The sequence below is a fragment of the Chelatococcus daeguensis genome, from assembly GCF_001887265.1.
GTDB classification, from domain to species: Bacteria; Pseudomonadota; Alphaproteobacteria; order Rhizobiales; family Beijerinckiaceae; genus Chelatococcus_A; species Chelatococcus_A sambhunathii.
In genome coordinates, this window is record NZ_CP018095.1 from 84,180 (window position 1) to 111,116 (window position 26,937).

Here is a 26,937-nt window from a genome sequence, read left to right on the forward strand (position 1 = left end):
GAATGTCACATGGGGCTGGTCGACAGGGCAAGGAACATCATCGTCACGCCACGAACCGAGTGGCCCATGATCGCGGCCGAGGGGGGCACGGTCGGCGACATCTACCGGAATTACGTCGTCCCGCTCGCGCTCATCCCGGCCGTCTGCGGCTTCATCGGCATGTCGGTGCTGGGCTTCAGCATGGGCGAGGGGCACATGCGCATGCCCTTCTTCAGCGGCCTCGTGATGGCGGCCCTGCAGTTCGGGCTCGGGCTCCTCATCGTCTATCTCGTGGCACTTGTCATTGATGCGCTGGCGCCCAGCTTCGGCGGCCGCAAGGGCATGCTTCCCGCCTTCAAGCTGGCGGCCTATTCCTACACGCCGGCCTGGCTGACGGGCGTCTTCCTCCTCGTGCCGGTGCTCGGCTTCCTCGCCATCCTCGGGCTCTACGGCATCTATCTGCTCTATGTCGGGGCGCCGCGGCTCATGGGGGTGGCCGAGAGCAAGGCCGGCCTGTTCACCGCCATCGTCGTGATCATCGCGCTCGTCATGAGCTTCATCCTGTCGCTCGTGATCGCCTCCTTGATGCCCATGCCCGCCATGATGTGAGACCAAAGCTGTGCGAAGGCAGGAGCGCCGGCGAAGAACGGCGAAGTGACGGGCGGATGATATCGATGGGTGACATGGCCTCTCGGGCGGGGAGCGTGCTGGTTTTGCCGGAGGACGGGCGCCAGTCGCCCGTCGCACTCGCCGTCCAGCGGGGCGTGCGCCGGCTCTTCGCCGGTCTCGGGCAGGTGACGGTAACGGAGCTCACCCTTGCCTCCGGCCGGCGGGCCGACGTCGTGGCGCTCGCCCCCGACGGGCGCATCACCGTCGTCGAGGTCAAGTCGTGCCTCGCCGACTTCCGCACCGACGGCAAGTGGCAGGACTACCGGGCCTATTGCGACCGCCTCTTCTTCGCCGTCACCGACGACTTCCCGCAGGAGGTGCTGCCGGAGGCGACAGGGCTCATCGTCGCCGACCAGTACGGCGCCGCCGTACTGCGCGAGGCGCCCCTCCATCCGCTGCCCGGCGCCCGCCGCAAGGAGGTGACGCTGCGCTTTGCCCGCGCCGCCGCCTCGCGCCTCCACGCCGCCTTCGATCCCGAAGGCGCGCGCGGCATCATCTGAGGTCCTCTCCGCCATCCGGCACGCCGCTTGCTGGGCAAAGGCCGGAAGAGAGCGTACGCCGGACACCGACCGGGCCGGCGTCGCATTGCGGGACAGGGCGTGCCATAACGGGAGCAGCCAGCATGACGTCGCCATTGCCGACCGGCGAGCGCATCGCCTGGGTCGATACCGCCAAGGGCATCTGCATCATCCTCGTCGTCATGATGCATGCGACGCTCGGCCTCGGCGAGGCGGTAGGTCGCGAGGGCTGGATGCATGAGGTCGTCGCCTTCGCCAAGCCCTTCCGCATGCCCGACTTCTTCCTCGTCTCCGGCCTCTTCCTCGGCCGGGCCGTGGCGCGCGACTGGCGCACCTTCGCCGACCGGCGCATCGTGCATTTCCTCTATTTCTACCTTGTCTGGTATGTCATCCAGTTCGCCATGAAGGGCTGGGGCCTCGCCGGCGGCGATCCGGCCGAGCTTGTCCGCCTCTTCGCGCTCGGCTTCATCGAGCCCTTCGGCACCCTGTGGTTCATCTACATGCTCGCCGTCTATTCGGTGGCGGTGAAGCTGCTGCGCCGCCTGCCGCCGGCCGTGCTCCTCGCCGGCGCCGCCGCCCTGCAGATCGCCCACGTCGAGAGCGGCTGGCTCGTGATCGACGCCTTCGCCGCCTATTTCGTCTATTTCGCCGCCGGCTATGTCCTCGCCCCGCGTGTCTTCGCCATTGCCGCCTGGGCGGGCCGCAACGCGGCGCTCGCGCTCCTCGGGCTCGCCCTCTGGGCGCTCGTCAACGGTTTCGCCGCCTTCGCGCCGAGCGGGGTGAGCGGCCACGCGACGGTCGCGGCCCTGCCGGGGGTGAGCCTGGTCCTCGGTCTCGCCGGCGCCATCGCCATCACGGCCATCGCCGCGCTGCTCGTCGCGCGCGGCCTCGCCGGCCCGCTGACCTATTGCGGCGAGCGCTCCATCGTCGTCTATCTCGCCTTCTTCCTGCCCATGGCGGTGATGCGCCTCATCCTCGTCAAGACCGGCCTCGTCGAGGTCATCGGCGTCGGCTGGGGCGCCGCCGTCGTCACGGCGGCGGGGGTCGTTGCGCCCCTCATCTTCGAGCGGCTGATCCGCGGCACGATGCTCGACGCGCTTTTCGTGCGGCCGCGGGCCTGCCACATCGCCGCGCCGGCACGCCTCGCGACGGCCGGCTAAAGGCGGTTTTCCGGGACGGCGAGCGAAACGGATCGCGAACGCGGACAAGGCGTGGCATAGTCCCGCCCCGACCTTACCGGCGATTCCCGAAAAGCATCCGTCCGAGAGCCATGTCCGAGCAAGCCGCCCCCGCCGTTGCCGTCCACGCCGCCCGTGCGCTGAAGCCGGGGGATCACGTCTTTCTCGTCGACGGCTCATCCTTCGTCTTCCGCGCCTATTTCCAGTCCATGAACCAGGACCGGAAATACAACTACCGCTCGGACGGCCTGCCCACCGGTGCCGTGCGCCTGTTCTGCACCAAGTTGTTCCAGTTCATCCGCGAGGGCGCGGTCGGCATCGTCCCGACCCATCTCGCCATCATCTTCGACAAGTCGGAGCAGTCCTTCCGCAAGGAAATCTATCCGCCCTACAAGGCAAACCGGCAGGAACCGCCGGAAGATCTCATCCCGCAGTTCCCGCTGATGCGCGAGGCGGTCCGCGCTTTCGGCCTCAAGCCGGTGGAGCAGGACCGCTACGAGGCGGACGATCTCATCGCCACCTATGCGCGCGAGGCGACGGAGGCCGGCGCCGACGTGCTCATCATCTCCGCAGACAAGGACCTCATGCAACTCATCCGGCCCGGTGTCGCCATGTACGACCCGGCCTCCGGCACCCAGTCGAAGGGCAGCTTCCGGCCCGAGCGGCGTATCGGCCGCGACGAGGTGCTGGAATATTTCGGCGTCGAGCCGCACAAGGTGGTCGACGTGCAGGCGCTCGCCGGCGATTCGACCGACAACGTGCCCGGCGCTCCCGGCATAGGCATCAAGACGGCCGCCCAGCTCATCGCAGAATACGGCGATCTCGACACGCTCATCGCGCGCGCAGGCGAGATCAAGCAGCCCAAGCGGCGCGAGACGCTGACGAACCCGGACATCGTCGAGCAGATCCTCATCTCCCGTCGGCTCGTCTCGCTCGTCGACGACGTGGCCGTGGAAACCCCGCTCGCCGACCTCGCGCTCGTGCCGCCGGATCCGCGGAACCTCGTCGCCTTCCTGAAGGCGATGGAGTTCACAACCATCACCAAGCGCGTTGCCGAGCTCTACGAAATCGACATCGCCGCCGTTGAGCCAGACGCGCGCCTCGCCGCCCCAGGCGCCGGCCTTGGCTGGAGCCCCGGCGAGACGGCCGCGGCAACCGCGCCTGCCACCCCGTCGGCCGCATCGGCCCGGCCAGGCGACGAACTCCTCGTCCCGGCCGCTCTCGTCGCGAGCCGCGCGGCCGAGGCCGCCGTCCCGGTCGACCGCAATGCCTACGAGACGGTAACGAGCCTCGCGCGCCTTGACGAATGGATCGCCGAGGCGCGCGAGCGCGGCCATGTCGCCGTCGATACGGAGACGAACTCGGTCGACGCCATGCGGGCCGAACTCGTCGGCTTCTCGCTCGCGACCGATCCCGGCAAGGCCTGCTACGTACCGCTGCAGCACAGAGACGGCGACGACCTCTTCGGCAACGGCCTCGCCGCCGGCCAGCTTCCGTTGCGCGAGGCGGTAGCGCGGCTGAAACCGCTGCTCGAGGACCCTTCCGTCCTCAAGATCGGCCAGAACCTGAAATACGACTGGCTGATCTTCGCCCGCCACGGCATCACGCTGGCGCCCTACGACGACACCATGCTGATTTCCTACGTGCTCGATGCCGGCCGCGGCTTGCACGGCATGGATGCCCTGTCGGAGAAGCATCTCGGCCACACGCCCATCGCTTTCTCGCAGGTCGCCGGTTCCGGCAAGACGCAGGTTACCTTCGACAAGGTGGCGATCGACAAGGCGACCGCCTATGCCGCCGAGGATGCGGAGGTCACCTTGCGCCTGTGGCTCGCTCTGAAGCCGCGCCTCGTCGCGGAGAGCCGCACGAGCGTCTACGAGACCCTGGAGCGGCCGATGGTGGCGACGCTGGCACGCATGGAGAGCCGCGGCATTGCCATCGATCGCGCCATCCTCTCGCGTCTGTCCGGCGAGTTCGCCCAAAAGCTCGCCGGGCTCGAGGAGGAGATCTATGCCCTGGCCGGCGAGCGCTTCACCATCGGCAGCCCCAAGCAATTGGGCGACATCCTCTTCGGCAGAATGGGCCTGCCCGGCGCCAGGAAGACGAAGACCGGCCAGTGGGCGACCGGCGCCGGGGTGCTGGAGGACCTCGCCGCCGAGGGCCATCCGCTGCCGTCGAAGATCCTCGAATGGCGGCAGCTCGCCAAGCTGAAGTCCACCTACACCGATGCGCTGCCCGGCTACGTCAATCCCGAGACGCACCGCGTGCACACGTGCTTCTCGCTCGCCGCGACCACGACCGGGCGGTTGTCATCATCGGAGCCGAACATCCAGAACATCCCGGTGCGCACGGAAGAAGGGCGCAAGATCCGCACCGCCTTCGTCGCGTCGCCGGGCACGAAGCTCGTATCGGCCGACTACAGCCAGATCGAGCTGCGCGTCCTTGCACATATCGCCGACATCCCGCAGCTGCGGCAGGCCTTCGCCGACGGCATCGACATTCACGCCATGACCGCCTCGGAGATGTTCGGCGTGCCGGTGAAGGGCATGGACCCCCTGGTGCGCCGGCGCGCCAAGGCCATCAACTTCGGCATCATTTACGGCATCTCGGCCTTCGGTCTCGCTAACCAGCTCGGCATCCCGCGCGAGGAGGCCTCGGCCTATATCAGGAAATATTTCGAGCGCTTCCCCGGCATCCGCGACTACATGGACGAGACCAAGCGCTTCTGCCGCGAGAACGGCTATGTAACGACGCTGTTCGGCCGCATCTGCCATTATCCGCAGATCAGGTCGTCCAACCCCTCCGAGCGCGCCTTCGTCGAGCGCCAGGCGATCAATGCCCCGATCCAGGGCACTGCCGCCGACATCATCCGTCGCGCCATGGTGCGCATGGACGAGGCGCTCGAGAAGGCGGGCCTCAATGCGCGCATGCTGCTGCAGGTTCACGACGAACTCGTTTTCGAGGTGCCGGAGAGCGAGGTCGACAGGACGCTGCCGGTCATCACCCATGTGATGCGCGAGGCGCCCAAGCCCGCCGTGGCGCTCGCCGTGCCGCTCGAGGTCGAGGCGAGAGCCGCGAGCAATTGGGAAGAGGCGCATTGAACCGCGGCTGCGGACGCTTCCAGCAGGGCGCCACCATGCCCCGCAGGGCGAGACGGCGGTTTTCGGCTGACAGGCAGAAGCAGGTCAAAAGGGCCGCGCCCGGACAAGCGTGGGCATGACGGGGAGGCCATTCGGCTCAGCGGATATCAGCCACGTCCACCTGGGCGATGCCGAGCGCCGCGAACGCCGCCTCGGTCGCGGCCAGCGACCCGTCGAGATCGATAGCGCGGCAGGCGTCCTCGACGACGGTGACCGCGAAGCCGTGGCCGTGCGCGTCCTCGGCCGAGTAGCGCACGCAGAAGTCGAGCGCGAGGCCGGCGAGGAAGACGCGCCTCAGGCCCCGCTCCTTGAGATAGCCGCCGAGCCCCGTCGGCGTCATGCGGTCGTTCTCGTAGAAGGCCGAGTAGGAATCGATCGCCGGGTCGAAGCCCTTGCGCAGGATGAGTTCGGCATGGGGCACGTCGAGGTCCGGGTGGAATTCGGCGCCCGGCGTGTCTTCGACGCAATGGTCCGGCCACAGCACCTGCGGTCCGTAGGACATCTCGACGGTCTCAAAGGGCCTGCGGCCGGGATGGGCCGAGGCGAAGGACAGGTGGCCCGGCTTGTGCCAGTCCTGCGTCAGGATGACGTGGGCGAAGCGCCGCGCCAGCGCATTGACCACCGGCACGATGGCGTTGCCGCCATCGACGGCCAGCGCCCCGCCGGGGCAGAAGTCGTTCTGCATGTCTACGACTAGGAGGACGTCCGTTTCGTCGACCTTGATACCCGCCATGACCCGCCCCTGTTCGCGTCCCCAGCATCCGGCGCGCCGGACACTCCGTCAATGCCCGCCATTGACACGGCCGCCAATGGCTGGGAAGAACGCGCCAACCGTGGTTCCAGGCTGCCGGAGCCGGCGAGGCCTGTCCTCCCTGCCATCCGCCGCCGCAAAATTTTTCGATGTCCCATGCATAGCCCCCTCGTCAACGGCGGGCCCGCCGACCCCATCGCGCGGCGGCGCACCTTCGCCATCATCTCCCACCCGGATGCGGGCAAGACGACGCTCACCGAGAAGCTGCTGCTCTTCGGCGGCGCCATCCAGCTCGCCGGCGAGGTCAAGGCCAAGCGCAACCGCGTGCAGACGCGCTCGGACTGGATGGGCATCGAGCGCGAACGCGGCATCTCGGTCGTCACCTCGGTGATGACCTTCGAGTACGGCGGCTGCGTGTTCAACCTGCTCGACACGCCGGGTCACGAGGACTTCTCGGAGGACACCTACCGCACGCTCACCGCCGTCGATGCCGCCGTCATGGTCATCGACGCGGCCAAGGGCATCGAGGCGCGCACGCGCAAGCTCTTCGAGGTGTGCCGCCTGCGCGACATCCCCATCGTCACTTTCGTCAACAAGCTCGACCGCGAGAGTCGCGACCCCTTCGACCTGCTCGACGAAATCGAGAAGACGCTGGCGCTCGACACCGCCCCCATCAACTGGCCGATCGGCGCCGGCAAGAGCTTCGCCGGCACCTACACCTTCGGCACGAAGACGGTGCGGCGTATCGCCGACGATGAGACCATGACGGTCAGCGGCGCCGAGGATTCGGCTGTGGCGGCACTGTTGCCGGCGCACGAGGCCGGGGCCTGGCAGGAGGAGGCGATGCTCGCCGAGGCCGCGCTGAAGCCCTTCGACCTCGCCGCCTTCCGCGAGGGGCACCTGACGCCCGTCTTCTTCGGCAGCGCCTTGCGCAACTTCGGCATCCGCGAGCTCATCGATGCCATGGCGGCCTATGCCCCCTCCCCGCGCGGGCAGGAGGCGGACAAGCGCACGGTCGAGGCCGACGAGCCGAAGATGACCGGCTTCGTCTTCAAGATCCAGGCGAACATGGACCCCAATCACCGCGACCGCATCGCCTTCATGCGCGTGTGCTCCGGGCGGTTGACCCGCGGCATGAAGGCCAAGCTCGTGCGCACCGGCAAGGCTATCAGCCTCAATGCGCCGCAGTTCTTTTTCGCGCAGGATCGCACGGTGGCGGACGAGGCCTATGCCGGCGACGTGGTTGGCATCCCCAACCACGGCACGCTGCGCATCGGCGACACACTCACTGAGGGCGAGGACATCGTCTTCCGCGGCGTGCCGAGCTTCGCCCCCGAGATCCTGCGCCGCATCTCCATCAAGGATGCGATGAAAGCAAAGAAGCTGCGCGAGGCGCTCGAGCAGCTCGCCGAGGAGGGCGTCGTGCAGCTCTTCATCCCCAACGACGGCTCGGGCGCCATCGTCGGCGTCGTCGGCGCCCTGCAGCTCGACGTGCTGATCGAGCGCCTGAAGACGGAATACGGCCTCGACGCCGCCTACGAGACGACGCGTTTCTCCGTCTGCCGCTGGGTGAGCGCGGACGATAAGGCCGAGCTCGACAAGTTCGCCACGGCGAACAATTCCGCCATGGCCGCCGACCTCGACGGGGCGCCGGTGTTCATGGCCTCGAGCCCCTTCTCGCTGCGCTACGACGAGGAGCGCTGGCCCACCATCCGCTTCTCGGACGTGAAGGACTACCAGAAGAAGGCGGCCTGAGGCCGGCCCCTACACGAGCACCGGCCGCTCGGTGCGCTCCTCGAGCTCGAAGACGCGCTTGTAGCGCTCGACCTCGGCCGCCGGGCCCATGGCCTTGGCGGGATTGTCCGAGAGCTTCACGGCCGGGCGGCCGTTGGCCGAAACCACTTTGCAGACGATCGATATGGGATCGAGCGCCCCGTCCGGCGCGAAGCCGCGGAAGTCGTTGGTCAGCAGCGTGCCCCAGCCGAAGCCGAAGCGCATGCGCCCGGCGAAGTGATAATGGATGCGCTCGATGGCGGTGACGTCGAGCGCATCCGAGAAGATGGCGAGCTTCTTGCGCGGGTCCTCGCCGCGCTCGCGCCACCAGCGGATCGCCTCCTCGCCGCCCTCGATCGGATCCTTGGAATCGACGCGGATGCCCGTCCAGCTCGACACCCAGTTCGGCGCGGCGGCCAGGAAATGCGTGGTGCCATAGGTGTCGGGCAGGATGATGAGCAGGTTGCCCTCGTAGTCCTCCTGCCAGTCGCGCAGCACCTGGTAAGGAGCGGCGGCGAGCTCCGCATCGCTGTCGGCGAGCGCCGCATAGACCATCGGCAGTTCGTGCGCGTTCGTGCCGACGGCCTCGACCTCCCGGCGCATGGCGATGAGGCAGTTCGATGTGCCGGTAAAGGCATCGCCCAGCCCCTCGATCATCGCTTGCACGCACCAGTCCTGCCACAGGAAGCCATGCCGGCGGCGCGTGCCGAAATCGGCGATCTGCAGACCGGGAAGGACCTTGAGGCGCTGCACTTTCTCCCATACCCGAGTCATGGCCCGGGCATAGAGCACCTGCAGTTCGAACTTGCCCATGGCGGCGAGTACGGCGCGCGAACGCAGCTCGTTGAGGATGGCGAGCGCTGGGATTTCCCAGAAGGTCGTCTCCAGCCACGGTCCGTCGAACTCGAGCTCGTACTGGCCGTCGCGCACCCGCAGGTCGTAGGCCGGCAGCTGGAAGCCCTCCAGCCATTCGATGAACTCGGGCGCGAACATCTGGCGCTTGCCGTAGAACATGTTGCCGCGCAGCCAGGTCGATTCCCCGCGGGTGAGCTTCAGGCTGCGGGCATGGTCGAGCTGCTCGCGCAGGGCGCTTTCCTCGACGAGCTCGGCGAGACGGATGTCCTTCGACCGATTGAGGATCGAGAAGGTGACGCGGGTGTCGCGATGGCGCCGGAAGATGGTCTGCGCCATCAGCAGCTTGTAGAAGTCCGTGTCGAGCAGGGAACGGATGATCGGGTCGATCTTCCACTTGTGATTGTAGACACGTGTGGCGATGTCCGTCATGCTCCGGCTCCGTCGGCCCGTCTCATTCGCTGTTCTCCCGTGCCGAAACTAGGCTTTGCCTTGCGTCGCACGCAAGAACGGCACGCGCATGCCGGCGCCGCGTTAGGCGGGTGGCCGTCCTCCCTCGAGGCGCGCCAGAACCTCCTCGGCGATTGCGAGCGAGGCGGTGAGGCCGGGGCTCTCGATGCCGAGGAGATTGACGAGGCCGGCCATTCCATGGGTTTGGGGCCCGTCGATGCGGAAATCGGCGGCCGGCTCTCCCTCGCCCACGATCTTGGGGCGGATCCCGCTGTAGCCGGGCGACAGGGCCTCCTCGTCGAGGCCGGGCCAGTAGCGGCGGATGGCCGCGACGAAGGCCGCCCGGCGCCCGCCGTCGACCTCGTATCGGACGGCGTCAACCCATTCGGTATCTGGCCCGAAGCGGGCCTGCCCGCCGAGGTCGAGGGTCAGGTGCACGCCAAGGCCGTGGGCGCTGGGCGCCGGATAGATGAGCCGCGAGAAGGGCGCCCGACCGGCGAGGATGAAATAGCTGCCCTTGCAGAAGTGCGTGCGCGGCACCGCATTCGATGACAACCCTGCGATGCAATCCGCCACGTCCGATGCGGAAAGGCCGGCAGCATTGACGAGTTCGCGACAGGCAAGGCGCATGGGCTCAACGCCGCCCGTCCTGACGAGAAACCCTTGGGCAGCGGGCTCGGCCGCGACGAAAGGCGTGTTGAAGGCAACAACGGCGCCAGCGTTCTCGGCGTCGCCCTGTAGCGCCAGCATGTAGGCGTGGCTGTCGATGATGCCGGTCTGCGGCGACCACAGGGCAGCGACCGCGGTCAGCTCCGGCTCCATGCGCCGCGCCTCGGCGCCGGAGATCATGACGAGGTCCTCGGCGCCGTTGACGCGGCCGCGCTCGGCGATCGTCGCGACGGCGGCGATCTCGTCCTCGCTCGCCGCCACCAGCAGCTTGCCGCAACGGCGGTGCGGCACGCCGCGCGCGGCGCAATAGGCATAGAGCGCGCGCCGGCCTTCGACACAAAAGCGCGCCTTCAGGCTTCCGGGTGGATAATAAAGCCCGGCGTGAATGACCTCACTGTTGCGCGAGGACGTGCCGGTGCCGATGGCGCCCTCGCGCTCCAGCACCACGACCGCGCGGCCGGAGAGCGCGAGCGCCCGCGCGACGGCCAGCCCGACCACCCCCGCGCCGACGACGATCGCGTCGACAAAATCATCCGCTTCGCTCATCCCGGCCGAATCTCCCCTGCCCGAGCGCCGCCCTTGGGCGCGTATCTAGCGGTGGCCGGCGCGCCGCGAAAGGCGCTTCTCGCACGGGCCGCCGGCCCGGGCTTGCCATGCGCCGCACCCGACTGGCACAACGGCGCCGACATGCGGCCGCACCGGCCACGAGGAGATATGGGGATGGATCTTGGACTGAAGGGCAAGCGGGCGCTGGTTCTGGGCGCGAGCCGCGGCCTCGGGGCGGCGATCGCCCGCACGCTGGCGGAAGAGGGCGCAAGCGTCGTCGCGGCCGCGCGCAGTGACGAGAAGATCAGGGCCTGGGCCGGCGCCCTGCCGGCCGAGGCCGGCGGGCGTGTCACCGCGGCGCGGCTCGACCTTGCCAACCTCGCCAGCGTCGAGGCACTCGCCGAGCGGCTGATTGCGGAGGGCGGCGTCGACATTCTCGTCAACAACTCCGGCGGGCCGCCGCCGGCCGATGCGCGCGAGGCCAAGCGCGCCGACTGGCTGGTCCAGTTCGAGGCGATGGCGGCCAACCTGTTCCATCTCACCCAGCGCCTCCTGCCCGGCATGCTGGCGAAGAAGTGGGGCCGCATCATCACCATCGCCTCCTCGGGCGTCGAGCAGCCGATTCCCCGCCTTGCCCTGTCGAACGGCATCCGCTCGGCGGTGGTGGGCTGGTCGAAGACGCTGGCGAGCGAGGTGGCGGGTCAGGGCGTGACGGTGAACGTGGTGCTGCCCGGGCGCATCGAAACCGAGCGGGTGGAAGAGCTCGACGCGGCCAATGCGCAGCGCCAGGGCAAGACGCCAGAGGAGGTGGCGGAAGCCTCCAAGGCGACGATCCCGGCCGGCCGCTACGGCACGCCGCAGGAATTCGCCGATGTGGTCGCCTTTCTCGCGAGCGAGAGAGCCTCCTACGTCACGGGCGCCAAGATCCGCATCGACGGCGGCGCGACCCGCGGCATCTGAGGCGGCAAGGCGAGAAACAACGGTAGCCGGGCTGGCCGCAGCCGTCAGAACCCTTTCCCCGGCTGCGGGGAGAGGGAATGACGCACGGTTCGAAGGATGCTCACGCCGCAGCGCTGTGGGGCTGCGGCGCCGACTGTCTGTAGGCTCGGCCGAAACGGTTGGTGAGGAAGGCATCGAGCGCGATGTCCTCCTGTCGCACAAAGCCCCGCCGCGGCAGTTCGCCCGTCGCCAGCATGTCGAGCACCGCGCAGATGCCCGAGGCCGTGGTAATCTGGATGGCGCTGCGGATGATACCGTTGACGCGCGCGCTGTAGATCTTGTTGGCGTAGGTCTCTTGCACCAGGCGTCCGCCCCGGCGCCCGCTTACGGTGACGAAGATGACGACGACATCCTGCAAGGTCGTCGGCAGCGCGCTTTCGAGAATGTCCTTGAACAGCTCGCGCCGGTGACGCAGGCCGAGGTCATTCAGGAGCGCCTTCATGATGGCACAGTGGCCGGGATAGCGGATGGTGCGGTAGTTGAGCGTGCGCACCCTGCCCTTCAGCGTTTCGCACAGGGTGCCGAGCCCGCCGGAGGTGTTGAAGGCCTCGTAGGTGACGCCATCGAGGGAGAATTCCTCGCGCTCCTCCAGCGCCGGCACTTCGACCAGTTCGCCCTCGACGATGGCCTCGCACGGCTCGCAATATTCGTTGATGACGCCGTCCGTGCTCCAGGTGAGGTTGTAGTTGAGGGCGTTGGACGGATATTGCGGCAGGGCACCGACGCGCATGCGCACGCTGTCGAGCGTGTCGAAGCGCCGGGCGAGGTCGTGGGCGACGATGGAGATGAAGCCCGGCGCCAGCCCGCACTGGGGAATGAACGCACTCTTCGCACTCGCCGCGAGTTCTCTGACGCACCGCGTGCTGGCGACGTCCTCCGTGAGGTCGAGATAGTGCACGCCGGCCTTGGCCGATGCCTGGGCAATGCGCGTCGTCAGGTGATAGGGCGCGGCGCTGAGTACGGCGAATTTCCCCGGGAGCAGCCGGTCGAGCGCTCCGTCCTCGGCGATGTCGAGCCGGACCCTGGCAACGGGCAGGGCGGCGTCGAGCGCGTCGAGTTGGGCCTGATCGCGGTCGACGACCGTCACGTCATAATCGCCGGAGCCCGTCAGCAGGTCGGCGATGGTGGCGCCGATCTTGCCGGCCCCGACGACGAGAATGGCTTTGCGGTCACGCATGGCTGTGGTTCCCCGTTTGGCAATTGCCGTCAGGAATCGCACCTTGGCCGTCGAATTGAAGATTCCGCTTCGCCGAAACGCGAAGATCGCTTAGTGAAAACGACGATTCATTCCTGCGAAACGACGATGGACGACACCGACCGCCAGCTCATCGCCCTCCTGCGCGAGAATGCCCGCACGCCGACGGCCGATCTCGCGCGGCGCCTCAGGCTGTCGCGCACCACGGTGCAGAGCCGCATCGAGCGGCTGGAGCGGCGCGGCATCGTTGCGGGCTACACGGTGCGCCTGGCGGACGATTACGAGCGCGGCCTCGTGCGCGCGCATGTGCTCATCACGGCGCTGCCCAAGTTCGCCCGCAAGGTCGAGGAGGCGCTCGCCGGCATCGTGGAGGTGCGCACCCTCCACTCCATCAGCGGCAGCTACGACATGATCGCCGTCGTCGCGGCGCCCTCGATCGCCGAACTCGACCAGCTCATCGACCACATCGGGGCGCTGGAGGGCGTGGAGCGCACCATGTCCTCGATCATCCTGTCCACACGCATCAGCCGGTAGGGCCTCATGACGGACAACAGGAAAACGGTGGCCGTCATCGGAGCCGGCCCGGCCGGGCTCATGGCGGCGGAAGAGCTGGTGCGGGCCGGCCTTGCCGTCACCGTCTACGAACGCATGCCCTCGCCGGCGCGCAAGCTCCTCATGGCCGGGCGCGGCGGCCTCAACCTGACGCACGGGGAAGGGCGTGAGGCCTTCCTCGCCCGCTACGGCGCCGCCGAGCCGTGGCTCACCCCGATGATCGAGGCCTTTCCGCCGGCCGCGCTGCGCGCCTGGTGCGAGGGGCTCGGCGAAAAGACCTTCGTCGGCTCGAGCGGGCGCGTCTTCCCGGAGAGCTTCAAGGCCTCGCCGCTCCTGCGCGCCTGGCTGCGCCGCCTCGACGGGCTCGGCGTGGCCCTGGCGACGCGCCACCGCTGGCAGGGCTGGGACGGGGACGGACGCCTCCTCCTCGAGAGGGAGGACGGCGATGCGCTTCACCTCGCGCCCGACGCCACATTGCTGGCGCTCGGCGGCGCGAGCTGGCCGCGCCTCGGCTCCGACGGGACGTGGACGGAGATTCTTGCCGCACGCGGCGTCGCGCTCACCCCGCTCGCGCCGGCCAACTGCGGCTTCGAGCATGTGTGGTCGCACCATTTCGCCGAGCGCTTCGCCGGCACGCCGCTGAAGCGCATCGCCATCGGCTTCGACGGCATGAGCGTCATGGGCGAGGCGGTCATCACGCGCGAGGGGCTGGAGGGCGGCGCCATCTATGCCCTGTCGGGGCGGTTGCGGGAGGCCATCGCCGCGCACGGCCCGCAGACGGTGACGCTCGACCTCAGGCCCGATCTCAGCCCGTCGCATCTTGCCGCCCGCCTCGCGCGGCCGCGCGGCAAGCAATCCACCGCCTCCTTCCTGCGCAAGGCGGGCGGCCTGATGCCCGTTGCCGTCAATCTCCTCAGGGAGGTCCTGGGCGAGTTGCCGGCCGAGCCTGCGGCGCTGGCGAAGGCGGCGAAGGCCCTGCCGCTCACCCTCACCGCGCCGCGGCCGATCGCCCGCGCCATCTCCAGCGCCGGCGGCATCCGCCGCGAGGCACTCGACGACAACCTCATGCTGCAGGCCCTGCCCGGCGTCTTCGCCGCCGGCGAGATGCTGGACTGGGAGGCGCCGACCGGCGGCTACCTGCTGCAGGCCACCTTCGCGACCGGGGTGGCCGCTGCCCAGGGCATCCAGCGATGGCTCGGCATAGAGCAAGCGTCGGGCGAAGCGGGGCCGAAATAGCCCTCCGCATAGACCTTGGCGCCGCGATCGGGCATCCTTTCTTCATCAGGCACAGCGACGTGCAGGGGGCCCCAGGCCGCGCCTGCCGCGCTTTTGGGCAGTTGCCATGCGACACGCCTCGCCCTTGCCCGAAAAAGCGGGACGGCTGCCGCTTGACAGTGCCGCTCATCCAGTTGCAGATTATTTGTATACCAACAAAAAACTGATCGGCATTGCTGATGCCGTCAGAGGGTGAACATCAGTTTCGGGAGGCATCGATGTACCTCCGTCCGCGGACCCTCGACGAAGCGCTCGGCGCGCTCGCGACAACGGGCGCGCAAGTCCTGGCCGGCGGCACGGATGTCTTTCCGGCCCTCGGCGACCGGCCGCAGGCGCGCCCCTTCCTCGACATCTCGGCGCTGCCGGAGCTGCGCGGCATCGGCATGGGGCCGGACCATGTGCGCATCGGCGCCGCAACCACCTGGACCGAGGTCGCGAGGGCAGACCTGCCGCGCGGCTTCGACGCCCTGAAGGCCGCTGCACGCGAGGTCGGCTCCATCCAGATCCAGAACCGCGGCACGATCGCCGGCAATCTCTGCAACGCCTCGCCCGCCGCCGACGGCGTGCCGCCGCTGATCGCGCTCGATGCCGAGGTCGAGCTCGCCTCCCGCGCCGGCATCCGTCGCCTGCCGCTCGCCGCCTTCATCTCGGGCTATCGCCGCACGGAGCGGCGCGAGGACGAGATCGTCACGGCGGTGCTCGTGCCCCATGCCATGACGGATGCCCGCTCCGTCTTCCTCAAGCTCGGCGCGCGGCGCTATCTCGTCATCTCCATCGTCATGGTCGCGGCCATGCTGCGCACCGACGAGACGGGCCGCATCGACGCGGCGCGCGTCGCGGTGGGTTCCTGCTCGGCCGTGGCCCAGCGCCTGCCGGCGCTGGAAGCGGCGCTCATCGGCAAGCCGGCCGCGGCCGGTATCGGCACGGCCGTCGCGGCCGCGCATCTTGCCCCCCTTTCCCCCATTGACGACGTGCGCGCCACCGGTGCCTACCGCGCGGATGCGGCCGAGACGCTCGTCGCCCGCGCGCTCGAAGCCTGCGTGCGCGATGCGGCCAAGGAGGCCGCCTGACATGCTCGACCGGGTTGCCGCAACCGAGAGCCACGCCGGCCTCGCCCTCACCGTGAACGGCCGGACGGTCGAGGTCACCGCCTCGCCCGCCGCGCGCCTCTCCAGGGTGCTGCGCGACGACCTCGGCCTCACGGGCACCAAGGTCGGCTGCGACGCCGGCGACTGCGGCGCCTGCTCCGTGCTCGTCGACGGCGAGGCCGTCTGCTCCTGTCTCGTCGCCGCCGGGCAGGTCGAGGGCTGCAGCGTCACTACTGTCGAAGGCCTGCCGACCGACCACCCCGTCGCAGGGCGCCTCGAGGAAGCCTTTCTACGCCACGGCGCCGCCCAGTGCGGCATCTGCACGCCGGGCATGCTGGTCGCCGCCGTCGCGCTGCTCGCCCGCAACGAACGGCCGGGCGAGGTCGAGGTGCTCGACGCCATCGGTGGCGTGCTCTGCCGCTGCACCGGCTATCGCAAGATCGTCGCCGCCATCCTCGACGTGGCGGCCGAGGCGCGGGCCGAAGTGCTGCCGGAGGGCGGCGAGGCCGTCGGCGCCCGCATCCGCCGTCTCGACGGGCTGAAAAAGGTGCGCGGCACCGACATCTTCGGCGCCGACGAGGCGCCGGCCGATGCGCTCGTCCTCCGGGCCGTGCGCAGCCCCTACCACCGCGCCGCTTTCACCTTCGGCGACATCGACGCCTTCCTCGCCCGCCATCCCGGCATCGTGCGCGTCTTCACGGCGAAGGACGTGCCGGGCGAGAACTGCTACGGCGTCATCCCGCCCTTCGCCGACCAGCCGGTCTTCGCCGAGACGGAGGCGCGCTTCCGCGGCGAGGCTGTGGCGGCCATCGTCGGCGAGGCCGCGGCCATGGCCGCGCTCGACCTGTCCGACTTCCCCGTCACCTGGCAGGAGCTGCCGGCCAATACGACGATCGATGCGGCGCTCTCGGAAGACGCGCCGCTCGTGCACACGGGCCGCGCGGGCAACATCCTCGTCGGCGGCCGCGTCGTCAGGGGCGATGTCGAGGCCGCGCTCGAGAAGGCCGACGTGGTTGTCGACGGCGAATTCGAAACCGGCTTCGTCGAGCACGCCTATATCGAGCCGGAGGCCGGCTTTGCCCGCCGCGTCGGCGAGCGCATCGAGGTGCAGGCCTGCACCCAGGCGCCCTACATGGACCGCGACGACGTCGCCAAGGTGCTCGGCATCGCGCCCGAGGCCGTGCGCATCATACCGACCGCCGTCGGCGGCGGCTTCGGCTCCAAGCTCGACCTCTCGGTGCAGCCCTTCGTCGCCGTCGCCGCGTGGCACCTCGACCGGCCGGTGCGCATGACCTACACGCGCCCCGAGTCGATCATGACGACCACGAAGCGCCACCCGGCGCGTATACGGGCACGGGCCGGCGCGATGAAGGACGGCAGGCTCGTCGGACTCGATTTCCACGGCGACTTCAACACCGGCGCTTATTCCTCCTGGGGCCCGACGGTGGCAAACCGCGTGCCGGTGCACGCCTCCGGTCCCTATTACGTGCCGCATTACCGGGCGTTGACGCGCGCCGTGCACACGCACCTGGTGCCCGCCGGCGCGTTCCGCGGCTTCGGCGTGCCGCAGGCGAGCATCGCGCAGGAGCAACTCTACGACGAGCTCGCCGACAGGATCGGCATGGACCGGCTGGAATTTCGCCTGCGCAACGCGCTGCGCGCCGACCAGCCGACCGTGACCGGCCAGGTGCTCGGCGAAGGCGTCGGCATCCGCGCCTGTTTCGAAGCCCTCGTGCCGCACTGGCAGCGCGCGCGGGCCGAGGCGGCCGCCTTCAATGCGACGAGCGAGCGCAAGGACGACGGCCGGCTGCGCCGCGGCGTCGGCGTCGCCGGCATGTGGTACGGCTGCGGCAACACCTCGTTGCCCAACCCCTCCACCATCCGCGTCGGCCTCAAGCGCGACGGGCGCATCGGGCTGCATCAGGGCGCGGTCGACATCGGCCAGGGCTCCAACACCGTCATCACCCAGATCTGCGCCGACGCGCTCGGCGCGCCGATTGCCCGCTTCGACCTCGTCTCGGCCGACACGGATCTGACGCCCGACTGCGGCAAGACCTCCGCCTCGCGCCAGACCTTCGTGACCGGCAAGGCCGCCGAACTCGCGGGCCGCGCGCTGCGCGCCGCCATCCTGCGCCTCGCCAATGCCGGCGAGGGCGCGACGGTCACTTTCGCCGACGATACGGTCACCGTGCGCGACGGCGGCCACGAGCGCGCCATCGCCCTGGCCGATCTGCCGGCCGACGAGCACGGCTACCTGCTGACCGGCGAAGCCACCTTCGACCCGCCGACGAGCCCGCTCGATGCCGACGGCCAGGGCATCCCCTACGCCGTCTACGGCTTCGGCGCCCATATGGTGGAGGTCGAGGTTGACACCGCGCTCGGCACGGTGAAGGCCCTCAAGATCACCGCGGCGCACGACGTCGGCCGCGCCATCAACCCGACCCTCGTCGAGGGACAGATCGAGGGCGGCGCCGCGCAGGGCCTCGGCCTCGCCCTCATGGAGGAGTTCTTCCCTGGCAAGGGGGAGAACCTGCACGACTATCTCGTCCCCTCGGCCGGGGACATGCCGCCGGTCGAGTCCATTCTCATCGAGGATGCCTCGCCCATCGGTCCCTTCGGCGCCAAGGGCATCGGCGAACAGGCGCTGATCCCGACCGCCCCGGCCATCCTCAACGCCATTCACGACGCCGCCGGTGTGCGCATCCGCCGCGTGCCGGCAACGCCCGACCGGGTGCGCGCCGCGATTCTCGCCGCCAGAAGCGTACGAGGCTGACATGCAGAACGACCAGGCGGCCGCCCCGGGCGCGGCCAGGGACGACAAGATCCGCTGTGATGCCTGCCCCGTGATGTGCTACATCAAGCCGGGCATGACCGGTGCCTGCGACCGCTACGCCAACCACGAGGGCGAGTTGGTCCGCGTCGACCCGCACGTCGTGCTGGAGCGTACGCTCGCCCAGGGCGGCAACGTGGTGCCCTTCAACAGGGGCGAATGGGACGGCACCATCGTCCAGGGGGAGGAGACCTTCGTTACCGCCATCGGCGCCGGCACCACCTATCCCGACTACAAGCCCGCGCCCTTCATCGTCTCGTCCGAGGTGGACGGAGTGGACATGGTGACGGTCGTCACCGAAGGCATCTTCAGCTATTGCGGCGTCAAGGTGAAGATCGACACCGACCGCCACCTCGGCCCGGAGCAGGCGACCGTGCGCGTCGAGGGTGAGGCCGTCGGCCACGTCACCACCGGCGAATACGGCTCGCAGATGCTGTCGCTCGGCGGCGTGCATCACCTGACCGGCGGCTCGAAGAAGGAGGGCCGCGTCACCTGCGACGCGCTGCTCGACCTGTGTAACGGCAAGGCGGTGGAAATGACCATCGACGACGGCGCCACCGTCGTCGTTCAGGCCGGCAAGCCGCCGATCGTCAACGGCGTCGCTGAGGAGCGCATGCGCGTCGGCTGCGGCTCGGCCACCATCGGCATGTTCGCCAAGCAGTGGCACGGCAAGGTCGACGAGGTGGTGGTAGTCGACGATCACATCACCGGCGTTCTCTCCGAGCACCAGGCCGGCAAGCTGCTCGACATCCCCGAGACCGGCATCAAGATGAAGGGCCGGCGCTCGACCCCGGGCCGCTACTTCCAGGTGGCGGAGCCGGGCACGGGCTGGGGCGGCACCAACATCTCCGATCCCCTGTCGATCCTCGGCCCCTTCGATCCCAAGGTGGCGCGACCGGGCCTCCGGCTCCTCATGGTCTCCACCACCGGCGAGCACCATGCCTATTACGAGCTCGACGAGGCGCTCACGCCGGTCGAGCGCGCGCTGCCCGAGGCGCTCAGCCAGTCGGTCGAGCGCATCAAGGAGAACTGCGAGCCCGCCCTGTGCACCGTGCTCTTCATGGGCGGGGCCGGCGGCTCGCTGCGCGCCGGCGTCACCGAGAACCCAGTTCGCCTCACCCTCTCCGTCAAGGACGCGCTCACCTATGTCACCTGCGGCGGCGCTCCGGTCTATGTCTGGCCTGGCGGCGGCATCACCTTCATGGTGGACGTGACGCGCGTGCCGGAGAACGCCTTCGGCTACGTGCCGACACCGGCCCTCGTCGCGCCCATCGAGTTCACCATGCGGCTGAGCGACTACGAGGCGCTCGGCGGCCATATGGGCGAGGTCCGGCCGGTCTCGTCGCTCGAGCCGGGCGAGGCGCGCCGGCAGGTCCCGCACCGCCTGGACAATCCGTGGCCGCTATCGCCGCAGAAGGCGAAAAGGTCGCACGGATGAGAGACGCCGCCACCGCCCGCATGCTGCCCGACGGACGCCGGCTGCACCTGCAGCACGGCCCGATCGACCTCGTCATCGAGGCCTTCGGCGAAGCGGGCGAGGTGGCGCGCGCCTACGAGGCGGCCGCGCGGCGCTTCGCGACCCTGCTCGACGAGCTGTGCGCCGAACTGCCGGCCCTGCGGCGGCAGGCGCGCCCCGGCGATCCGCCGCTCGCCGGCACCGTCGCGCGGCGCATGCAGGGAGCCGTCATGCCCTATGCGGGGGCTGGCTTCATCACGCCCATGGCGGCCGTTGCCGGCGCCGATGCGGACGAGGTCCTCGCCGCCATGCTCACCGTGGCACGGCTCGACAAGGCCTATGTCAACAACGGCGGCGACATCGCGCTCCATCTTAGCGCGAGCAGCACCTTCTCCATCGGCATGGTCGACAGGCCGGACGAGCCGGGCCTCTTCGGCACCCTCAGCCTCACCGCCGCGCATGGCGTACGAGGCATCGCGACGAGCGGCCGGCACGGGCGCAGCTTCTCGCTGGGCATCGCCGACGCGGTCACCGTGCTCGCCCGCGACGCGGCGGCGGCGGATGCGGCCGCAACCATGATCGCCAACGCCGTCGACCTGCCGGGCCATCCCGCCGTCATGCGCGTGCCCGCCTCGGCCCTCGCGCCGGAGAGCGACCTCGGCGAGCGCCCGGTGACGCGCGCCGTGCGCTGCCTCGACGCCATCGACATCGCGGCGGCGCTCGACGCCGGCTGCGGCTTCGCGCAGGCGCTTCTCCACCGCGGACTGATCGTTGCCGCGGCATTGCATTTGCAAGGTCACACGCGAACGGTAGGCTCGCTGCCGGCCGCACCCACCGTCGCGGCGCCCGCGCCGCGGCTGGCTGACACTTTCCGGGAGACGGGCCCGATCCATGCCTGACGTCGATGTCCGCAAGCGCCTGATCACGGTGGAGGAGATCTTCCACGAGGGCGGCCAGCCGGCCGCAAGGCCCCTCAAGCGCGGCGCCATCGTCGCCGTGATCGCCAATCCCTTCGCCGGCCGCCATGTCGAGGACATCGCCGGCTTCATGGACGACCTGAAGCCCCTCGGCCTCGCCATGGCGCGGGACCTCATCGCCGCCCTCGGCGGCGACGTCGCGGCGATCGAGGGCTACGGCAAGGGCGCCATCGTCGGCGCCGCGGGCGAATTGGAGCACGGCGCGCTGTGGCACGTGCCCGGCGGCTATGCCATGCGCGAGGCCCTGGGCGATGCCAAGGCCATCGTGCCCTCGACAAAGAAGGTCGGCGGGCCGGGCGCGCGCCTCGACGTGCCGGTCACGCATATCAACGCCTCCTATGTGCGCAGCCATTTCGACGCCATGGAGGTGGGCATCCCCGATTCCCCGCGCGCCGACGAGATGGCGGTCATTCTCGTCATGACGACGGGGCCGCGCATCCACGCCCGCGTCGGCGGGCTGAAGGCGAGCGAGATCAAGGGAGAGGACGGCCTGAGATGAAGGCGAAGATCCGCAAGATCGCGACATTCGTCGAGGAAACCCACACCGAGATGGGCCGGCTGGTGAGCCCGCCGACCCGAAAGGCCGCGGCTGTCGCCGTGATCGAGAACCCCTTTGCCGGGCGCTATGTCGAGGACCTCGGCGAGCTCATGGACATCGGCGAGGAGCTCGGCGGTCTCCTGGCGGAGAAGGCCGTCGCGGCGCTGGGCATCGAGGGGACTGCGGCCGAGAGCTACGGTAAGGCCGCTCTCGTCGGCGAGAACGGGGAACTGGAGCACGCCGCCGCCATCCTGCACCCGCGCATGGGCACGCCCGTGCGCAAGGTGCTGGGCAAGGGTGCGGCCCTCATTCCTTCGTCGAAGAAGCGAGGCGGGCCGGGCGCGGTGCTCGACATCCCGCTCGGCCACAAGGATGCCGCCTATGTGCGCAGCCACTTCGACGGCATGGAGGTGAGCCTCAATGACGCGCCGCGGGCCGGCGAAATCCTGGTGGCGGTCGCCGTCACCGATTCCGGCCGACCGCTGCCGCGCGTCGGCGGGCTGACGAAACAAGAGATCAAGGGTGAGGACGGCTTGCGCTGACGGTCCAGACCAGAGGGGACGGGCGCGGACGACAACGGGAGAGAGCACATGCGGACGAGATTGCGAAAATCGGTAGCCTTTGCAGCCCTGGCCATTGTCGCGGCCACCGGCGTCGCCCGAGCCCAGGGCGAGATCAAGATCGGCGAGATCAACAGCTATTCGGCCCTGCCGGCCTTCACCGAGCCCTACCGCAAGGGCTGGCAGCTCGCCATCGAGGAGATCAATGCCAAGGGCGGCGTCGACGGCAAGAAGCTCATCGTCATTTCCAAGGACGACGCCGGCAAGCCGGCCGAGGCCGTGACGGCTGCCAACGAGCTCGTCTCGCGCGAGGGCGTGGCGCTCATCACCGGCACCTTCTTCTCGCACATCGGCCTGGCCGTGGCCGATTTCGCCAAGCAGAAGCAGGTGTTCTTCATGGCGGCCGAGCCGCTGACGGACGCCATCACCTGGTCCAAGGGCAACGACTACACCTTCCGCCTGCGTCCCTCCAACTACATGCAGGCGGCGATGCTGGCCGAAGAGGCGGCCAAGCTGCCGGCCAAGCGCTGGGCGACGGTGGCGCCGAACTACGAATACGGCCAGTCGGCCGTCGCCGTGTTCAAGGAGCTTCTCTCGAAGGCCCGCCCGGACATCGAATGGGTGGACGAGCAGTGGCCGCCGCAAGGCAAGATCGACGCCGGCGCGGTGGCGCAGGCCCTGCTCGCGTCGAAACCCGAAGCCATCCTCAACGTCACTTTCGGCGCCGACCTGGTGAAATTCGTGCGCGAGGGTAACACCCGCGGTCTCTTCAAGGACCGTTCGGTCGTCAGCTTCCTCACCGGCGAACCGGAATATCTCGACCCGCTCAAGGACGAGACTCCCAAGGGCTGGATCGTCACCGGCTACCCCTGGTACGACATCAAGACGCCGGAACACGACGCCTTCCTCAAGGCCTACCAGGCGAAGTTCAACGATTATCCACGCCTTGGCTCCATCGTCGGCTACGGCACGATGAAGGCGGTCGCGGCCGTCCTCGCCAAGGCCGGCTCGACGGAGACCGACAAGCTCGTCGCCGCCGCCAAGGGCGTCGAGGTCGACACGCCCTTCGGCAAGATCGTCTTCCGGGCGACCGACCACCAGTCGACGCTCGGCGCCTATGTCGGCAAGACCGATGTGCGCGACGGCAAGGGCGTGATGGTCGATTCCGTCTATCGCGACGGCGCGAACTACCTGCCGTCCGAAGAGGACGTGAAGCGGCTCCGGCCGCAGGGATGAAGTTGCGGCTGAGGCCTCGGGGAGCGCCGCTGCCGTAACGAGAGCGGCTGTTCCCCTCGCGCTCGGGGGCAGGGGCGGAGGGCGGTACGACCGACGCTCCGCCCCGGGCAGCAGCCCTTGCAGCGCACCCTTTCCCGCCCTCCCACACAGGGCGGCGAGGGACCGGGGCACTGTCGCTCACGTTCGTGCAAGCTACCGCCCGAACCTGGCGCATGACGCCGGGGCTGACCAGAACCAGAGGGTCGCGTCCGTGGAATTCATCGTCGTCCAGTTCCTGACAGGCCTCGCCAGCGCGGCCTCCCTGTTCCTCGTCGCGTCCGGCCTGTCGATCATCTTCGGCGTCACGCGCATCGTGAACTTCGCCCACGGCGCCTTCTACATGCTCGGCGCCTATGTGGCCTATACGCTCACGGAGCGCTTCGAGGGCTTCTTCGGCTTCTGGGGCGGCATCGTCGCCGCGGCCCTCGTCGTCGCGGCCGTCGGCGCGCTGCTGGAGATCGTGCTGCTGCGCCGCATCTATCGCGCGCCGGAGCTGTTCCAGCTGCTCGCCACCTTCGGCGTGACGCTGATGGTGCAGGACCTCGTCGTCATGATCTGGGGGCCGGAGGACCTCGTAGGCCCGCGGGCGCCGGGCCTGCGCGGCGCCGTCGATATCCTCGGTCTCGCGGTGCCCACCTACGACCTCTTCCTCATCGTGCTCGGCCCGCTCGTTCTCGGCGGCCTGTGGATCCTCTTCCACCGCACGCGCTGGGGCGTGCTCGTGCGCGCGGCGACACAGGACCGCGACATGGTGGCGGCCCTCGGTGTCAACCAGACCTGGCTGTTCACCTCGGTCTTCGCGCTCGGGATCTTCCTCGCCGGCCTCGGCGGCGCGCTGCAGATCCCGCGCAACGCCGTCACCCATCTCATGGACCTTTCGATCATCGTCGAGGTCTTCGTCGTCGTCGTCATCGGCGGCCTCGGCAGCGTGCTCGGCGCCTTCATCGCCGCCGTGCTCGTCTCGGAACTCAACGCCTTCGGCATCCTGATCTTCCCCAAGATCTCGATCGTCCTCGTCTTCCTCGTCATGGCCTGCGTGCTCATCGTGCGGCCATGGGGCCTGCTCGGGCGCCCCGAAGGGCCGGCGCGCCAGCCGGCCGGGCTCAGCATCCGCCCGTGGCAGCCGATGAGCCAGAACCAGCGCCTCGTCATGCTCGCCGTCGTCGTCGCCGCGGGTTTTGCGCCCTTCGTCACCGGCGACTACGCGCTGACGGTGCTGGCCGAGATCGCCGTCTTCGCCCTCTTCGCGGCGAGCCTGCACTTCCTGATGACGGTCGGCGGCCTCGCCTCCTTCGGCCATGCGGCCTATTTCGGCCTCGGCGCCTATGGCGCGGCCTTCGCCACCACCATGTTCGGCATGCCGATGATCGGCTCGCTCCTGCTCGGGCCGCTGCTCGGGGTGGCCGGCGCCATCCTCTTCGGCTGGTTCTGCGTGCGCCTGTCGGGTGTCTATTTTGCCATGCTGACGCTCGCCTTCGCGCAGATCGCCTGGTCCGTCGCCTTCCAGTGGGTCGAGGTCACCGGCGGCGACAACGGCATCCTCGGCGTGTGGCCGGCGAGCTGGGCCGCTAGCCCCGCCGCCTTCTACTGGCTCGCCCTCGCCGTCTCCGTCGCCGGCATCGTGGCGCTGCGCGTACTCGTCTTCTCGCCCTTCGGCTACGCGCTCAGGGCAACGCGCGATTCCGCCCTGCGCTCGGAGGCGATCGGCATCGACCGCTCGCGCGTGCAGTGGGCCGCCTTCGTCATCGCCGGAACGTTCGCGGGCATCGCTGGGGCGCTCTTCGCCTTCCTGAAGGGCAGCGTCTTCCCGGACAACCTCGCCATCCCGATGTCGGTCGACGGCCTCGTCATGGTGCTGCTCGGCGGCATCGAGACGGTGTCGGGGGCCGTCGTCGGCGCCATCGTCTACAAGGCGCTCGCCATCTGGCTCGTCAGCCAGACGGACCTGTCGAAGCTCGTGCTCGGCGCCATCATCGTGCTGCTCGTCGTCGCCTTCCCCAAGGGCATCGTCGGCTTCGCGGAGGACCTCCTGGCCCGCCGCCGCGCCAAGGCCGACGACGGCGGCGCCGCGGCGCGGACCACACCCGCCAAGGCACCCGCCAAGGCGCCCGCTGCGACCTCCGGCAGCGGCGCCGCCCCGATCGCCGCCCCCAAGATGGAGGCCGCACGATGAGCGCGCCCATCCTCGAAGTCGAGAAGCTGTCGAAGTCCTATGGCGGCGTGCATGCGGTCAGAGGCGTTTCCTTCACCCTCGCCGCCGGCGAGATCCTCGCCCTCATCGGCCCCAACGGCGCCGGCAAGAGCACGTGCTTCAACATGCTCAACGGCCAGATCGGCCGCGATACGGGCTCGGTGAAGATCCTTGGCCGCGACACGACGGGCCTGCGTCCGCGCGAGATCTGGCGCCTCGGCGTCGGCCGCACCTTCCAGATCACCGCCACCTATCCCTCGATGACCGTGCGCGAGAACGTGCAGGTCGCGCTGCTCTCGCACCACCGCGAGCTCGGTCGCCTGTTCGGCTTTGCTGGCGCGCGCCACCGCGCCGAGGCCGACCGGCTGCTCGGACTCGTCGGCATGCGCGACCTCGCGGAGCGACCGTGCGGCGAGCTCGCGTACGGCGACCTGAAGCGCCTCGAACTCGCCATCGCCCTCGTGAATGAGCCGAAGCTCCTCCTGATGGACGAGCCAACGGCCGGCATGGCACCGAGGGAGCGGGTCGCGCTGATGCGCCTTACCGCGACGATCGCGCGCGAGCAGTCGATCGGCGTGCTCTTCACCGAGCACGACATGGACGTGGTCTTCGAGCATGCCGACCGGATCATGGTGCTGAACCGCGGCAGCCTCATTGCGGGCGGCACGCCGGCGGAGGTGCGCAACAACCCGGACGTCAAGGCCGTGTATCTCGGCGAAGGCAGCGTCTACGGCGGAGAGGCCGCGGCATGAAACTCGAAGTCCACCAGCTCAACAGCTTCTACGGGCCCGCCCATATCCTCTTCGACGTCGACATCAATGTCGGCGCCGGAGAGGTGGTGGCTCTGCTCGGCCGCAACGGTGCCGGAAAGTCCACCACCTTCCGCTCCATCGTCGGGCTCGTCGCCCGGCGCGAGGGGCGCATCCTCTTCGAGGGCGAGGACATCACGGCGCGCCCGACGCACGAGATCGTGCGCCGCGGCCTCGGCTACGTGCCCGAGGACCGGCGCATCTTCACCGAGCTGACGGTCGAGGAGAACCTCATGGTCGGCGAGCAGCCGGAGCGGACGGGCGCCCCCCGCTGGACGCCGGAGAAGCTCTATGCGCTCTTTCCCAATCTCGGCGAGATGCGGGGGCGCCTTGGCGGACGCATGAGCGGCGGCGAGCAGCAGATGCTGACCATCGCCCGCACGCTGATGGGCAACCCTTCCCTCGTCCTCCTCGACGAGCCGTCGGAGGGGCTCGCCCCCAAGATCGTCGAAGAGATGGCGAACGCCATCCTCGCCATGAAGAACGAGGGCCTCAGCATCGTCCTGTCGGAGCAGAACCTGCATTTCGCGCGGCTGATCTCGGACAGGGCCTATATCATCGAAAGCGGGCGCATCCGCTTCGGCGGCACGATTCGCGAGCTCGAGGAGAGCCCCGACATTCGTGACGCTTATCTTGCAGTGTGATAGGCGGCGAGAGATCGCCGCCC

General features: G+C 69.2%; 22 protein-coding genes. 18 read left to right on the plus strand and 4 right to left on the minus strand.

Annotation, left to right across the window (positions count from 1 at the left end; translation table 11 throughout):
- Positions 1-9: 9 nt before the first annotated feature.
- The 4 genes from BOQ54_RS00345 to polA all read left to right on the plus strand — a co-directional run bounded on the left by BOQ54_RS00345 (position 10) and on the right by polA (position 5,445).
- Positions 10-588, plus strand: a complete 579-nt coding sequence (locus BOQ54_RS00345) for a Yip1 family protein (RefSeq protein ID WP_055459430.1) — start codon at positions 10-12, stop codon at positions 586-588.
- Between the two features lie 65 nt (positions 589-653).
- Positions 654-1,148: an MmcB family DNA repair protein gene (locus BOQ54_RS00350; RefSeq protein WP_432431516.1), complete on the plus strand. Its 495-nt coding sequence runs from the start codon at positions 654-656 to the stop codon at positions 1,146-1,148.
- Positions 1,149-1,270: 122 nt separating this feature from the next.
- A complete protein-coding gene (locus BOQ54_RS00355; protein ID WP_055459431.1) occupies positions 1,271-2,326 on the plus strand; it encodes an acyltransferase family protein in 1,056 nt (351 codons plus the stop codon).
- Between the two features lie 110 nt (positions 2,327-2,436).
- Entirely contained in the window at positions 2,437-5,445 is a 3,009-nt protein-coding gene (gene polA, locus BOQ54_RS00360) for a DNA polymerase I (RefSeq protein ID WP_071923032.1), read from the plus strand.
- A 136-nt stretch (positions 5,446-5,581) separates the two neighbouring features.
- On the opposite strand, the gene pncA is transcribed toward polA, so the two are convergent.
- The gene (gene pncA, locus BOQ54_RS00365) at positions 5,582-6,217 is read right to left on the minus strand and encodes a bifunctional nicotinamidase/pyrazinamidase (RefSeq protein ID WP_055459433.1); all 636 of its coding nucleotides are present in this window, start codon (positions 6,215-6,217) and stop codon (positions 5,582-5,584) included.
- Between the two features lie 174 nt (positions 6,218-6,391).
- Between pncA and BOQ54_RS00370 the strand changes: the two genes are divergently transcribed.
- Positions 6,392-7,990, plus strand: a complete 1,599-nt coding sequence (locus tag BOQ54_RS00370; protein ID WP_055459434.1) for a peptide chain release factor 3 — start codon at positions 6,392-6,394, stop codon at positions 7,988-7,990.
- Positions 7,991-7,999: 9 nt separating this feature from the next.
- Here the strand turns inward: BOQ54_RS00370 and pncB are convergent, their stop codons facing one another.
- Both pncB and BOQ54_RS00380 read right to left on the minus strand, forming a co-directional pair.
- Positions 8,000-9,292 (minus strand): nicotinate phosphoribosyltransferase, encoded by a 1,293-nt coding sequence (pncB, locus tag BOQ54_RS00375; protein WP_071923033.1) that lies wholly within the window; start codon positions 9,290-9,292, stop codon positions 8,000-8,002.
- A gap of 102 nt (positions 9,293-9,394) precedes the next feature.
- Positions 9,395-10,525: an NAD(P)/FAD-dependent oxidoreductase gene (locus tag BOQ54_RS00380; RefSeq protein WP_071923034.1), complete on the minus strand. Its 1,131-nt coding sequence runs from the start codon at positions 10,523-10,525 to the stop codon at positions 9,395-9,397.
- 174 nt (positions 10,526-10,699) lie between these two features.
- Here BOQ54_RS00380 and BOQ54_RS00385 point away from each other — a divergent pair, with 174 nt between their 5' ends.
- Entirely contained in the window at positions 10,700-11,485 is a 786-nt protein-coding gene (locus BOQ54_RS00385; RefSeq protein ID WP_071923035.1) for an SDR family oxidoreductase, read from the plus strand.
- Positions 11,486-11,585: 100 nt separating this feature from the next.
- Here the strand turns inward: BOQ54_RS00385 and BOQ54_RS00390 are convergent, their stop codons facing one another.
- Complete coding sequence (locus BOQ54_RS00390; RefSeq protein ID WP_071923036.1) at positions 11,586-12,701, minus strand: saccharopine dehydrogenase family protein; 1,116 nt, start codon at positions 12,699-12,701, stop codon at positions 11,586-11,588.
- A gap of 126 nt (positions 12,702-12,827) precedes the next feature.
- Here BOQ54_RS00390 and BOQ54_RS00395 point away from each other — a divergent pair, with 126 nt between their 5' ends.
- The 12 genes from BOQ54_RS00395 (at position 12,828) to BOQ54_RS00450 (ending at position 26,914) form a co-directional block, all read left to right on the plus strand.
- Positions 12,828-13,253, plus strand: a complete 426-nt coding sequence (locus BOQ54_RS00395; protein WP_055459438.1) for an Lrp/AsnC family transcriptional regulator — start codon at positions 12,828-12,830, stop codon at positions 13,251-13,253.
- Between the two features lie 6 nt (positions 13,254-13,259).
- The gene (locus tag BOQ54_RS00400) at positions 13,260-14,507 is read left to right on the plus strand and encodes a TIGR03862 family flavoprotein (protein WP_071923037.1); all 1,248 of its coding nucleotides are present in this window, start codon (positions 13,260-13,262) and stop codon (positions 14,505-14,507) included.
- A 257-nt stretch (positions 14,508-14,764) separates the two neighbouring features.
- Complete coding sequence (locus BOQ54_RS00405; RefSeq protein WP_055459440.1) at positions 14,765-15,616, plus strand: FAD binding domain-containing protein; 852 nt, start codon at positions 14,765-14,767, stop codon at positions 15,614-15,616.
- Position 15,617: 1 nt separating this feature from the next.
- Positions 15,618-18,407 (plus strand): molybdopterin-dependent oxidoreductase, encoded by a 2,790-nt coding sequence (locus tag BOQ54_RS00410; protein WP_071923038.1) that lies wholly within the window; start codon positions 15,618-15,620, stop codon positions 18,405-18,407.
- Position 18,408: 1 nt separating this feature from the next.
- Entirely contained in the window at positions 18,409-19,902 is a 1,494-nt protein-coding gene (locus BOQ54_RS00415) for a 6-hydroxynicotinate reductase (protein ID WP_071923039.1), read from the plus strand.
- On the plus strand, positions 19,899-20,819 hold the full coding sequence (locus BOQ54_RS00420) for a UPF0280 family protein (RefSeq protein WP_071923040.1): 921 nt from the start codon (positions 19,899-19,901) through the stop codon (positions 20,817-20,819). Before BOQ54_RS00415 ends, BOQ54_RS00420 begins: the two co-directional genes overlap by 4 nt.
- Positions 20,812-21,396 (plus strand): amino acid synthesis family protein, encoded by a 585-nt coding sequence (locus BOQ54_RS00425; protein ID WP_071923041.1) that lies wholly within the window; start codon positions 20,812-20,814, stop codon positions 21,394-21,396. Before BOQ54_RS00420 ends, BOQ54_RS00425 begins: the two co-directional genes overlap by 8 nt.
- Positions 21,393-21,977 (plus strand): amino acid synthesis family protein, encoded by a 585-nt coding sequence (locus BOQ54_RS00430; protein WP_055459445.1) that lies wholly within the window; start codon positions 21,393-21,395, stop codon positions 21,975-21,977. Before BOQ54_RS00425 ends, BOQ54_RS00430 begins: the two co-directional genes overlap by 4 nt.
- Positions 21,978-22,025: 48 nt before the next feature.
- Positions 22,026-23,231, plus strand: a complete 1,206-nt coding sequence (locus BOQ54_RS00435; RefSeq protein WP_071923042.1) for an ABC transporter substrate-binding protein — start codon at positions 22,026-22,028, stop codon at positions 23,229-23,231.
- Between the two features lie 250 nt (positions 23,232-23,481).
- The gene (locus BOQ54_RS00440; RefSeq protein WP_245280534.1) at positions 23,482-25,443 is read left to right on the plus strand and encodes an ABC transporter permease; all 1,962 of its coding nucleotides are present in this window, start codon (positions 23,482-23,484) and stop codon (positions 25,441-25,443) included.
- Entirely contained in the window at positions 25,440-26,213 is a 774-nt protein-coding gene (locus BOQ54_RS00445; protein WP_055459448.1) for an ABC transporter ATP-binding protein, read from the plus strand. The genes BOQ54_RS00440 and BOQ54_RS00445 overlap by 4 nt, the downstream gene beginning before the upstream one ends.
- A complete protein-coding gene (locus BOQ54_RS00450; protein WP_055459449.1) occupies positions 26,210-26,914 on the plus strand; it encodes an ABC transporter ATP-binding protein in 705 nt (234 codons plus the stop codon). Before BOQ54_RS00445 ends, BOQ54_RS00450 begins: the two co-directional genes overlap by 4 nt.
- The last annotated feature ends 23 nt before the right edge of the window (positions 26,915-26,937 follow it).

Excerpts from the sequence above, each read along its gene's own strand:
- BOQ54_RS00345 (WP_055459430.1), top strand. The coding sequence starts at position 10 with ATGGGGCTGGTCGACAGGGCAAGGAACATCATCGTCACGCCACGAACC.
- BOQ54_RS00350 (WP_432431516.1), top strand. The coding sequence starts at position 654 with ATGGGTGACATGGCCTCTCGGGCGGGGAGCGTGCTGGTTTTGCCGGAG.
- BOQ54_RS00355 (WP_055459431.1), top strand. The coding sequence starts at position 1,271 with ATGACGTCGCCATTGCCGACCGGCGAGCGCATCGCCTGGGTCGATACC.
- polA (WP_071923032.1), top strand. The coding sequence starts at position 2,437 with ATGTCCGAGCAAGCCGCCCCCGCCGTTGCCGTCCACGCCGCCCGTGCG.
- pncA (WP_055459433.1), bottom strand. The coding sequence starts at position 6,217 with ATGGCGGGTATCAAGGTCGACGAAACGGACGTCCTCCTAGTCGTAGAC.
- BOQ54_RS00370 (WP_055459434.1), top strand. The coding sequence starts at position 6,392 with ATGCATAGCCCCCTCGTCAACGGCGGGCCCGCCGACCCCATCGCGCGG.
- pncB (WP_071923033.1), bottom strand. The coding sequence starts at position 9,292 with ATGACGGACATCGCCACACGTGTCTACAATCACAAGTGGAAGATCGAC.
- BOQ54_RS00380 (WP_071923034.1), bottom strand. The coding sequence starts at position 10,525 with ATGAGCGAAGCGGATGATTTTGTCGACGCGATCGTCGTCGGCGCGGGG.
- BOQ54_RS00385 (WP_071923035.1), top strand. The coding sequence starts at position 10,700 with ATGGATCTTGGACTGAAGGGCAAGCGGGCGCTGGTTCTGGGCGCGAGC.
- BOQ54_RS00390 (WP_071923036.1), bottom strand. The coding sequence starts at position 12,701 with ATGCGTGACCGCAAAGCCATTCTCGTCGTCGGGGCCGGCAAGATCGGC.
- BOQ54_RS00395 (WP_055459438.1), top strand. The coding sequence starts at position 12,828 with ATGGACGACACCGACCGCCAGCTCATCGCCCTCCTGCGCGAGAATGCC.
- BOQ54_RS00400 (WP_071923037.1), top strand. The coding sequence starts at position 13,260 with ATGACGGACAACAGGAAAACGGTGGCCGTCATCGGAGCCGGCCCGGCC.
- BOQ54_RS00405 (WP_055459440.1), top strand. The coding sequence starts at position 14,765 with ATGTACCTCCGTCCGCGGACCCTCGACGAAGCGCTCGGCGCGCTCGCG.
- BOQ54_RS00410 (WP_071923038.1), top strand. The coding sequence starts at position 15,618 with ATGCTCGACCGGGTTGCCGCAACCGAGAGCCACGCCGGCCTCGCCCTC.
- BOQ54_RS00415 (WP_071923039.1), top strand. The coding sequence starts at position 18,409 with ATGCAGAACGACCAGGCGGCCGCCCCGGGCGCGGCCAGGGACGACAAG.
- BOQ54_RS00420 (WP_071923040.1), top strand. The coding sequence starts at position 19,899 with ATGAGAGACGCCGCCACCGCCCGCATGCTGCCCGACGGACGCCGGCTG.
- BOQ54_RS00425 (WP_071923041.1), top strand. The coding sequence starts at position 20,812 with ATGCCTGACGTCGATGTCCGCAAGCGCCTGATCACGGTGGAGGAGATC.
- BOQ54_RS00430 (WP_055459445.1), top strand. The coding sequence starts at position 21,393 with ATGAAGGCGAAGATCCGCAAGATCGCGACATTCGTCGAGGAAACCCAC.
- BOQ54_RS00435 (WP_071923042.1), top strand. The coding sequence starts at position 22,026 with ATGCGGACGAGATTGCGAAAATCGGTAGCCTTTGCAGCCCTGGCCATT.
- BOQ54_RS00445 (WP_055459448.1), top strand. The coding sequence starts at position 25,440 with ATGAGCGCGCCCATCCTCGAAGTCGAGAAGCTGTCGAAGTCCTATGGC.
- BOQ54_RS00450 (WP_055459449.1), top strand. The coding sequence starts at position 26,210 with ATGAAACTCGAAGTCCACCAGCTCAACAGCTTCTACGGGCCCGCCCAT.